This window comes from bacterium (assembly GCA_040757115.1).
Classification (GTDB): domain Bacteria; phylum UBA9089; class CG2-30-40-21; order CG2-30-40-21; family SBAY01; genus JBFLXS01.
This window is the reverse complement of the sequence record JBFLYA010000140.1, coordinates 1-9,708: the sequence shown is the minus strand read 5'-3', so window position 1 is coordinate 9,708 and position 9,708 is coordinate 1. Positions and strand designations below refer to the sequence as shown.

Here is a 9,708-nt window from a genome sequence, read left to right as displayed (position 1 = left end):
CCTTAATAAAGGGGGTTAGGGGGTTGTCCTTCTCCCATTTTCATTGCCCTTTGTGAGCCTTGGCTCATGTCCGTTTCTCCTGAAAATAGTTTTTTCACGCAAAGGACGCAAAGGTAATTTTTTCCCTGATTTCCCTTTGCGTTCTTTGCGTGCTTGGCGTGAAACTTCCTTTCCCCTGAAAATCGAGATTCGGGAAGGCTGGTAGCCGCAGGCTTCAGCCTGATTTCACCTGAACCATCAAACCATCAAACCCATTTTCATCTTCGTTTGTGCCCACTCCCTATGGGCATGAGCGTTTCTCCATAAACTCTTTTTTAAACTCTAAAAACCTATCCTTTAAAATTGCCTCTCTAATCTTTTTCATTAAATCAATGAAAAAGTAAAGATTATGTATAGTGGTCAGCCGGACACCAAGGATTTCATCAGAATGGATAAGATGGCGGATGTATGCCCTTGAGTAATTCTGGCAGGTATAACAGCCGCATTCCGAATCAATAGGAGAAAAGTCATCCGCACAAGGGGCATTTCTGATGACTAATGGTCCTTGTAAGGTAAATACCTGGCCGGTGCGTGCATGTCTTGTTGGCATCACACAATCAAACATATCCACGCCTAATTCTACGGCATTTAAAATATCCTCTGGCGGACCTACACCCATTAAATATTTAGGTTTATTCTCTGGTAATTGTGGTGTCGTGTATTCCAACACCTCCAACAGCAATTCTTTTGGCTCTCCGACACTCAGACCCCCAACCGCATATCCATCAAAGTCTAAATTAACCAGTTCCTCGACACTTTGTCCCCGAAGGTCTTTATAAAAATTACCCTGAACAATGCCAAAAAGTGCTGAATCATCCCTCTGTTCTCTGCCTTCTGCCTCCTGTATCTTCTCCTTACATCTCTTAGCCCAGCGTGTTGTTCTCTCCTTTGCCTCCTTTGCCTGGTCATATTCACAGGGATACGGAGCACATTCATCCAGAGCCATAATTATATCCGAGCCTAATATTAATTGAAATTCTGTAACTTGCTCCGGGGTAAAAAAATGGTAAGAGCCATCGATGTGTGATTGAAATCTAACGCCTTCATCTGTAATCTTGCGTAACGCACCGAGGCTGAATATCTGGTAACCGCCACTATCACTCAGGATTGGTCTATCCCAGTGCATAAATTGATGCAGACCACTTGCCTTTTGAATTATATTTGCTCCAGGTCGTAAATACAAATGGTAGGCATTACCCAGGATAATTTCTGCCCCGATACTTTTAAGTTCCTCTGGAGTCATACATTTAACTGTTGCTTGAGTCCCAACAGGCATAAAAACAGGGGTATTAACCTTACCATGTAAAGTGGTTATCTCACCTATCCTTGCTTTACAATCTTTAGATTCCTTAAGTAATTGAAATTTCATAATCCCTCACTGTAACTGTTCAGCCACAGATGAACACGGATGGTAAGCGTTCAGGTAGTGTAACAAAAGGAGATGTGGAGATTAAGGAGATAGGGAGATATTATTAAAAAAATTGAAATTAGTAGAAACTATAATAGAAATTTATAGAAATTTGTTGTTTCCCACAATCAATTTCTACCTATTTCTATAAATTTCAATCTATTTCTATTATCTTATCTCCATATCACCCTTATCTCCTTATCCCCTTTCTTACACTTTTGATATATAGCCTGAACGGTTACCACGGATGAAACACGGAAAATTCGTGAATCGTGTCCGGGAGCCGTGTCCGTAATTAGGCTGAAGGTTTTTCCTTCTGTTGTCCTCTGCCCTCTGCTATTTATCCGTGCTAATCCGTGTTAATCAGTGGCTGAATAGTTACCCTCTATCTTTTTTGTCCCTCGCCAGTCATAGGCACAAATCTCACAGGGATAATAGGTTTACGACTAAATTGTGTATTTGATATTTTAGTCAGTAGTAAAAGCACTTGATATGATTCTCCAACCGGGATAACCATTCTGCCACCTATTTTTAATTGTTCTGTTAGTGGTTGTGGGATATGGTCTGGGGCGCAGGTAACTATTATCCCATCATAGGGTGCATATTCTTCCCAACCTTTATATCCATCTCCGCATTTAACTTTGATGTTCTTATAGCCTAATTTTTGTAGTTTTTGGCGGGCAGTATCAGCTAAAGGTTTGAGGATTTCAATGGTATAGACTTCTTTGACTATCTCGGCTAATATTGCCGCCTGATAGCCAGAACCAGTGCCTATTTCAAGCACCTTCTCATCCCCTTTTAACCCTAATAACTCGGTCATCAAGGCAACAATATATGGTTGAGAAATAGTTTGGTCTTCCCCTATTGGAAGTGGGCTATCAATATAAGCCATTTCTTTTACTTCATCTGGAACAAACTTATGCCTTTCTACCTTTAGCATTGCCTTTAAGACTAATTGGTCAGATACACCTCTGGCGATAATCTGTTCCTGAATCATTTGTTCTCGTAGAGATGTGTATTTACTCGGTGGTAATGTAGATTTCTGGCAGGAAATTAAGTTTAAACTCATAAGCAAAATTATGAAAAGAATATATTTGTTCATCTTACAAAATCTCCTTGTACAGTCTGATGGGCAGGGTTGAACGATTACCAATTATTGTAACCGTTCAGGCTATATATCAAAAGTGTAAGAAAGGGGATAAGGAGATAAGGACGATATGGAGATAAGATAATAGAAATAGATTGAAATTTATAGAAATAGGTAGAAATTGATTGTGGGAAACAACAAATTTCCATAAATTTCTATTAGTTCTACTAATTTCAATTTTTTTAATAATATCCCCTTATCTCCTTTATCTCCATATCTCCTTTTCTTACACCACCTGAACGCTTACCAATTATTTAATAAGTTTATAGCATAATTTTTAAGAGTTGTCAAGAGGCTAACCGAGAATTTTGTTAATTTAAAATTTTTTTCTTGCAAAAAATTTAAAAATATGATATATTATAAAAAATTTAAAATAGGGTTTTGCAAAATTTAAGTGGTAACAGGTACCTAATTACCAATTACCATTTACCAAATTTAAGGAGGTTATAAAATAAGTGACGACGATTACAATGAAACAACTTTTAGAAGCAGGGGTGCACTTTGGTCATCAAACCCAACGATGGAATCCAAAGATGGCACCTTATATCTTTTCAGAGAGGAATGATATTCATATCATTAATCTTCAAAAGGCAATGAAAGGGTTAAAAGAGGCATATAGCTTTGTTCAGGAAACGGCTAAGACAAAAAAGCCTGTCTTATTTGTTGGGACAAAGAAACAAATTCAAACCGTAGTTATGGAAGAAGCAATTCGATGTCAGATGCCGTATGTGACTCAACGCTGGTTAGGAGGAACTCTGACTAATTTTGAGACAGTAAAGAAAAGTATTAAAAGACTTAATGAAATTAAGAAAATGGAGGAAGGAGGGGTATTTGAAAAATTACCCAAAAAGGAAGTGGCTCTTTTAAAAAAGGAAATGAATAGATTGGAAATTCTATTGGGTGGGATTAAAGAGATAAAAACCTTGCCAGGGGCACTATTTATTGTGGATACGAAAAAAGAAAAAATAGCTATTTTAGAAGCGAGAAGATTAAACATTCCAATTGTGGGCGTTGTTGATACCAATGGCGACCCGGATGAAGTAGATTATTGCATCCCTGGTAATGATGATGCGATTCGTTCGGTGAAGTTAATTGCCTCGGTGATTGCCGATGGTATAATGGAAGGTAAAAGATTAGCCGATAAGCTACCAGTTGAAGAAGAGGCGGCTCAAGTAGAAGAAGAAGAGGAAAAAATATTTCTGAAGTTAGAAGAAGAGGAAGAATTACTCCCACAATTCTATGAGGAATTAGACAAAGGTATTATGGAAGAAACACTCAAGGAAAAAGAAGAAATAGTGGAAGATTAAGAAAGGAGAAAAATTATGGTTATTAGTGCAGAACAAGTAAAACAGCTCCGCGAAATTACCGGAGCACCAATGATGGAATGCAAAGAGGCATTACAAAAGGCTAATGGAGTTGTTGAAGAGGCATTGAAAATTTTACGCACACAGGGATTAGCCGAAGCAAAGAAAAAACAACTCCGCGAAACCAAAGAAGGAACAATTTTTTCTTATATCCATCCTGGTGCAAAACTTGGGGTGTTGGTTGAAATTAATTGTGAAACAGATTTTGTGGCTAAAAATTCTGAATTTCAAGAATTAGTGAAAAATATTGCCATGCAAATCGCCGCCTCTAATCCTTATGTTGTCTCCAAAGACCAGGTTAGAGAAGAAATGGTTGCCAATGAAAGGGAAATTTACATAGAACAGGCGAAAAAATCAGGTAAGCCAGAAAAATTCTGGGATAAAATTGTTGAAGGTAGATTGGAAAAATATTATAAGGAAATCTGTCTGTTGGAACAACCTTATATTAAAGACCCCACTATAACTGTTTCTGACTATGTGGCGAGTGTGATTGCCAAATTAAGAGAAAACATAACCATTCGCAGGTTTGTTCGCTATGCACTTGGTGAGAAAATTAAGGAGGGATAGGCAATGCCAGGAGAATCAGTAGCTTATAAAGAATATACACTTCCACCTTATTATGATAGATTTATAGATGAACGCGAGAAAAGGTTTGTTGCAGAAATTCAACGATTAGAAGATTTAATAAAAAGTGGGAATCAACAAATAAATCAACGGATTGATACCCTTGAAGTACGAATGGATGGATTCGAAAAACGAATAGAGGGAATTTCAGGTAAAATTGACCATCTCTTTTATTGGGTAATTGGTTTATTTGTCCCGCTAATCTTATCTGTAACTGGAGCAGTGTTAACTATGATTTTTAAATAAAGGAAACACAAAAGGTGACTGATAATAAAAAACCTGTCTTTAAACGAGTTTTGTTCAAACTCAGTGGCGAAGTGCTTCAAGGTAAAAAAGGTTATGGAATTGAACCAGAAGTTATTGCCTCCATTGCCGAACAAATTAAAGACATTCACAATCTGGGGGTAGAAATAGCCATCAGTATCGGCGGCGGGAATATCTTTCGTGGCGTGAGTATTTATGGTTCACAAATGGATAGAACCTCAGCTGACCATATGGGTATGTTAGCCACTGTGATAAATGCCATTGCCTTGCAAGATGCCCTGGAGACACGGCAGGTTTTTTGCCGGGTCCAGAGTGCCATTGAGATGCAAAGAATTGCTGAACCGTATATTCGCAGAAGGGCAATCAGGCATTTGGAAAAAGGACGGGTAGTGATTTTTGCCGCAGGAACAGGTAATCCCTTTTTTTCCACAGATACAGCCGCGGCACTTCGAGCCGCAGAAATTGGGGCTGAGGTTATCCTGAAAGCAACTAAAGTAGATGGTATCTTTTCTAAAGACCCGGTTAAATATCCCGATGCGGTTAAATATGATAAAATATCTTATATGCAGGTCATTAACGAAAGATTGAGAATAATGGATTTCACCGCAATATCTTTATGTATGGAAAATAACATCCCCATAATTGTCTTTAATCTATTAAAACCCAATAACCTGCTTAATATTATTTTAGGAGAAAAGATTGGAACTATTGTTTCATAAAACTGGTAACTATACTTTAGAGAGGCATATTTTGTGATTTCCTGTTACTATCAACTCAGGTTATCGGTTATCGGTTATCAGGTTATCGGTAAAGAGCAAGCAGTAGCCTGCTATCTCAAATTACCGATTACTGATTACCTGATTACCGATTACTTTAAATAATCACAATTTATACCCCACTGGAGTATAATTACCAGCTACCATTTAACTAATTACCAACTAAAAAGGAGGGGATAAAATTTATGCTAAAAAATATTTATAAAGAAGCAGAAGAGAAAATGACAAAGGTTGTGGAGGCAACAAAAAATGAATTTGCCACAATCCGAACAGGTAAAGCCTCACCTTCTCTTGTTGAACATATTCGGGTAGAATGTTATGGTAGTCAGATGCCCATTCATCAACTTGCCACTATCTCTGTCCCAGAACCACGACTCCTTCTTATTTCCCCCTGGGATAAATCTGTTACGGAGTCTATTTGTAAGGCAATTATTAAGTCCGATTTAAGCCTTATGCCAAATACTGATGGAAATGTAATTAGAATCTCCATCCCTTCATTGACCCAGGAACGAAGAAAAGAGTTAGACCGAGTGATTAAGAAAAAAGCGGAAGAAGGAAGAATTGGAATACGCAATATCAGACACAAAATTAATTCCCAGATTAAAGAAAAGGAAAAAGAAATATCCGAAGATGAATCAAGACATGCCCATGATGAAATCCAAAAAATAACCAATAGATTCATAGAGAAAATAGACCAATTGCTGGCGAGTAAAGAAAAGGAGATTTTAGAAGGATAATGTCCATCCCAAATGATGAATTTCAATTATTGTCTCTCATAGATAAAGATAAATTACCAGGACATATTGCGATTATTATGGATGGGAATGGAAGATGGGCAAAAGGGAAAAAACTACCGCGAGTTGCTGGCCACCGTGCGGGAATGAAAACGGTTAAAAGGATTGTTAAGTTATGCGGTGAATTAGGAATTAAGGTTTTAACTCTTTATGCTTTTTCGACAGAAAATTGGACCAGACCTCAAAAAGAGGTTAATACCTTAATGAATCTTTTACGAGAATATTTACGCAAAGAGACTGGAGAATTAAACCGAGATAATGTTAAATTGAATTTCATTGGGAGAATCGAGCAGTTATCAGATTTGATAATTAAAGATTTAAAATGGGCAACGGAAAAAACGGCTAATAACACCGGTTTAATATTAAATATTGCCCTCAATTATAGTGGTCGGGCAGATATTATTGATGCTATTAAAAAATTAACTGCAGATATTGAAAACAAAAAATGCAGTTCAGAAGACATCAATGAACCATTGTTTGAAAAATATCTCTCTACAGCAAATTTACCAGAACCAGATTTACTTATTCGAACAAGTGGCGAGATGAGAATTAGTAACTTTTTATTGTGGCAAATTGCATATACCGAAATTTATATTACCCCTGCTTACTGGCCTGATTTTTCAAGAAAACATTTTCTGTCTGCCATTGTCGATTACCAAAAAAGAGAAAGAAGATTTGGTGGGATATTGGAGATGAAAAAGTGAGTTCTACATTTAAAAGAATAATTACTTCAGTTATATTTGTTCCGATATTAATTTATTGTATCATCTCAAAAAATACCCTTTTCTTATTATTATTAATCTGCCTCGTCATATTTTTAGGACTAATGGAATTTTATTCCTTATCCTCAAAAGTCCAGATAAAACCATTTAAAATTATTGGCGTAATCATTAGCCTTCTTTTTGCCTTAGTTGCCCATTTTATCCCATCACAATTTTATTTACTAACCTCTATTTTAATCTCCCCATTATTAATCGGTTATCTATTAACCTTTTTTATCAAAAGGTATTTTTTAGAAATTGGGGTAACATTAGCCGGTGTGTTCTATATTAGTTATTTACTCAGTCATATTCTTTTATTAAAACACTTGCAAAATGGTAGTTTCTACATCGTGTTATTATTCTTAATCACCTGGTTAACCGATACTTTTGCCTTTGGCATCGGATTGAAGTTTGGCAAACACAAATTAATCCCACAGATTAGCCCCAAAAAATCCGTAGAAGGAACTGTGGCTGGATTAATAGGTGGAATTTTGACTTCTATCATTGCCAGTTTAATCACAGGATATATCTCAATAATTCAGGCAATAATTATTGGATTGTTATTAAGTTTTTGCGGGCAGGTAGGTGACTTATTAGAATCTAAGATAAAACGGTTGACCGGGGTTAAAGACTCAGCAACCTGGATACCCGGGCATGGTGGGGTATTAGATGTTTTTGATAGTGTGATTTTTAATGCACCAATAATTTATTATTATTTCCTTTTTTCCCTTTAACTAAAATAGACTTAATTGAACTATTTCTTCTTTTTCTTCTTCTAATGGTATATCTATTTCACCATAAACGCCATCATAGCCGGGTAGGATATTCACCTTTTTTTCTCGCACATTTAGTATGCCTCTAAGAATTTCTTTAGATACAAATTGCATTAGTTCTTCTTTAGAAAGATAGAGAAGAATATCAAATTCCGTATGTCGGGATTGTGTGAGTTTCAAATACTCATTTTCTACTGCGGCTGTGCCAACGCCTTTTTTAGTCACCTTACTTATTATTTCTTCTAATGGAATAAGGTGCTTACACGGGATATGATTTTCCGGGACGAATCCTTCGGGTCTATCAGCTAATCTTTCGACACGATTGACGACACCAACCGTTATTTTTTTACCACAGGAAGGGCAGATACCATTATGTGTCTTCGTTTGGGCAGGTGTAAATCTAAGATTACACGGTCGGTGTCCATCATAATGATACTTTCCTTCTTCCGGGAAGAACTCAATGGTGAACAGAAATTTATTTCTATCCTTTCTTTTCAGAATATCAATTATTTCTTTGTAATTTATCTCACAATCAAAGGCATTTGCCTCTCGACCTATTTTAGCCGGAGAGTGGCTATCAGAATTAGAGATAAGTGTATATTGGTCTAATTCAGATAATCGCCAATTCATTGGTGGGTCAGATGAAAGGCCGGTCTCTAAGGCATAGATATTTCGTGCCTCTTCTTCAAAACACTCTTCTACCGAGTCAAATCCAGAATTAGAGCCAAATACAGAAAACCAGGGAGTCCAGGCATGTGCTGGAACAACAAAGCAATCAGGGTCAATATCAAGGATTATTTTAACCAAATTCTTTGCATCTAAGGAAAGCATTGGTCTGCCATCAGCACTTAAATCACCATATTTTTCAAGCTGGCTGTTTATTTTTTCAACGCTCTCAAAAGATGGGGCAAAGATAATATTATGAACCTTCTTCCCTTTACCTTTCCGGTTAAATAGATTAGACACCTCCGCGGTGAGCATAAAAAAAGTATCCTCATACTTAAATAACCCATAACTAACTGGTTCTAATACCTTTTTTAATTCATATAGCCAGACAGGGTGTGTCCAATCACCAGTGCCCATTAAGGCTATCCCTTTTCGTCTGGCATATTTACTTAAAGTCGGTATCTCCATTTGTGGGCTTGTGGCACGTGAATATTTAGAATGGATATGAAAATCAGCTATAAACTTCATATTTAGTTCCCTCCTTTGTAACCTGAGCTCTCTCAATATCTCCAGAGCTCGGATTTGACTGAAGTTTAAAACCAACCGTTTTTTATCTTCCCCCCAATTTTTGGTGGTGTCTGAAAATAACGCTAATAGTGAAATCTATTCAGATTTGGTGTCCAAAAGGGGATAAGGAGATAAAGGGAGATATGGAGATTATTCATTGTAATTTGCAAAATTTCAGAATGAATTTATCTCCTTATCTCCATAATCCCCATATCTCCTTTTCTTACACTATTTCAACTTTTATGCTAGATTAAGACACCCCCCAATTTTTACCATCACAACATCACTAATTCCTGATTTATTCCAGGGCTGGCAACATTTTTTTCTTGACTTTCTCCCATTTTTTGTTTTGCTTATTTGTATATTAGCTATTAACAGCTAAACAAAATTAAAAAACTTGGGAGGTGTATTTTTATGTTGCCAGCCCTTCGCTTACATAAAAAATATAAAAAATTTGTCAAAAAACATATAAAAAATCTCCAACTATCAGAAAAAGATAAGGAAGTTTACGAAAAACTAAAACTC

At 36.6% G+C, this 9,708-nt stretch carries 13 protein-coding genes; 9 read left to right on the top strand and 4 right to left on the bottom strand.

The genetic code is table 11. The annotated features are described in order from the left end of the window. Nucleotides 1–280: 280 nt before the first annotated feature. The 3 genes from tgt to AB1422_12435 all read right to left on the bottom strand — a co-directional run bounded on the left by tgt (nt 281) and on the right by AB1422_12435 (nt 2,743). A complete protein-coding gene (gene tgt / locus AB1422_12445; GenBank protein ID MEW6620122.1) occupies nt 281–1,408 on the bottom strand; it encodes a tRNA guanosine(34) transglycosylase Tgt in 1,128 nt (375 codons plus the stop codon). Nucleotides 1,409–1,832: 424 nt separating this feature from the next. Next, nucleotides 1,833–2,549 (bottom strand): protein-L-isoaspartate(D-aspartate) O-methyltransferase, encoded by a 717-nt coding sequence (locus AB1422_12440; GenBank protein ID MEW6620121.1) that lies wholly within the window; start codon nt 2,547–2,549, stop codon nt 1,833–1,835. A gap of 44 nt (nt 2,550–2,593) precedes the next feature. After that, a complete protein-coding gene (locus tag AB1422_12435; GenBank protein ID MEW6620120.1) occupies nt 2,594–2,743 on the bottom strand; it encodes a hypothetical protein in 150 nt (49 codons plus the stop codon). Nucleotides 2,744–3,049: 306 nt separating this feature from the next. Between AB1422_12435 and rpsB the strand changes: the two genes are divergently transcribed. The 8 genes from rpsB to AB1422_12395 all read left to right on the top strand — a co-directional run bounded on the left by rpsB (nt 3,050) and on the right by AB1422_12395 (nt 7,911). Then, on the top strand, nt 3,050–3,901 hold the full coding sequence (rpsB, locus tag AB1422_12430; protein ID MEW6620119.1) for a 30S ribosomal protein S2: 852 nt from the start codon (nt 3,050–3,052) through the stop codon (nt 3,899–3,901). Between the two features lie 15 nt (nt 3,902–3,916). Further along, nucleotides 3,917–4,525: a translation elongation factor Ts gene (gene tsf, locus AB1422_12425; protein MEW6620118.1), complete on the top strand. Its 609-nt coding sequence runs from the start codon at nt 3,917–3,919 to the stop codon at nt 4,523–4,525. A 3-nt stretch (nt 4,526–4,528) separates the two neighbouring features. Next, nucleotides 4,529–4,828 carry a hypothetical protein gene (locus AB1422_12420; GenBank protein MEW6620117.1) on the top strand — a complete coding sequence of 100 codons (300 nt, stop codon included), beginning with the start codon at nt 4,529–4,531 and terminating at the stop codon, nt 4,826–4,828. A gap of 14 nt (nt 4,829–4,842) precedes the next feature. Then, nucleotides 4,843–5,565 carry a UMP kinase gene (pyrH, locus tag AB1422_12415; GenBank protein ID MEW6620116.1) on the top strand — a complete coding sequence of 241 codons (723 nt, stop codon included), beginning with the start codon at nt 4,843–4,845 and terminating at the stop codon, nt 5,563–5,565. A gap of 33 nt (nt 5,566–5,598) precedes the next feature. Then, nucleotides 5,599–5,727, top strand: coding sequence for a hypothetical protein (locus tag AB1422_12410; GenBank protein ID MEW6620115.1), 129 nt, complete (start codon nt 5,599–5,601; stop codon nt 5,725–5,727). An 80-nt stretch (nt 5,728–5,807) separates the two neighbouring features. Further along, nucleotides 5,808–6,359, top strand: coding sequence for a ribosome recycling factor (gene frr, locus AB1422_12405; protein ID MEW6620114.1), 552 nt, complete (start codon nt 5,808–5,810; stop codon nt 6,357–6,359). Continuing rightward, complete coding sequence (locus tag AB1422_12400) at nt 6,359–7,120, top strand: isoprenyl transferase (GenBank protein MEW6620113.1); 762 nt, start codon at nt 6,359–6,361, stop codon at nt 7,118–7,120. Before frr ends, AB1422_12400 begins: the two co-directional genes overlap by 1 nt. Further along, the gene (locus AB1422_12395) at nt 7,117–7,911 is read left to right on the top strand and encodes a CDP-archaeol synthase (protein ID MEW6620112.1); all 795 of its coding nucleotides are present in this window, start codon (nt 7,117–7,119) and stop codon (nt 7,909–7,911) included. Before AB1422_12400 ends, AB1422_12395 begins: the two co-directional genes overlap by 4 nt. Here the strand turns inward: AB1422_12395 and AB1422_12390 are convergent, their stop codons facing one another. Then, nucleotides 7,912–9,144: an endonuclease Q family protein gene (locus AB1422_12390; GenBank protein MEW6620111.1), complete on the bottom strand. Its 1,233-nt coding sequence runs from the start codon at nt 9,142–9,144 to the stop codon at nt 7,912–7,914. Nucleotides 9,145–9,272: 128 nt separating this feature from the next. Here AB1422_12390 and AB1422_12385 point away from each other — a divergent pair, with 128 nt between their 5' ends. Continuing rightward, the gene (locus AB1422_12385; protein MEW6620110.1) at nt 9,273–9,437 is read left to right on the top strand and encodes a hypothetical protein; all 165 of its coding nucleotides are present in this window, start codon (nt 9,273–9,275) and stop codon (nt 9,435–9,437) included. Nucleotides 9,438–9,708 lie beyond the last annotated feature (271 nt).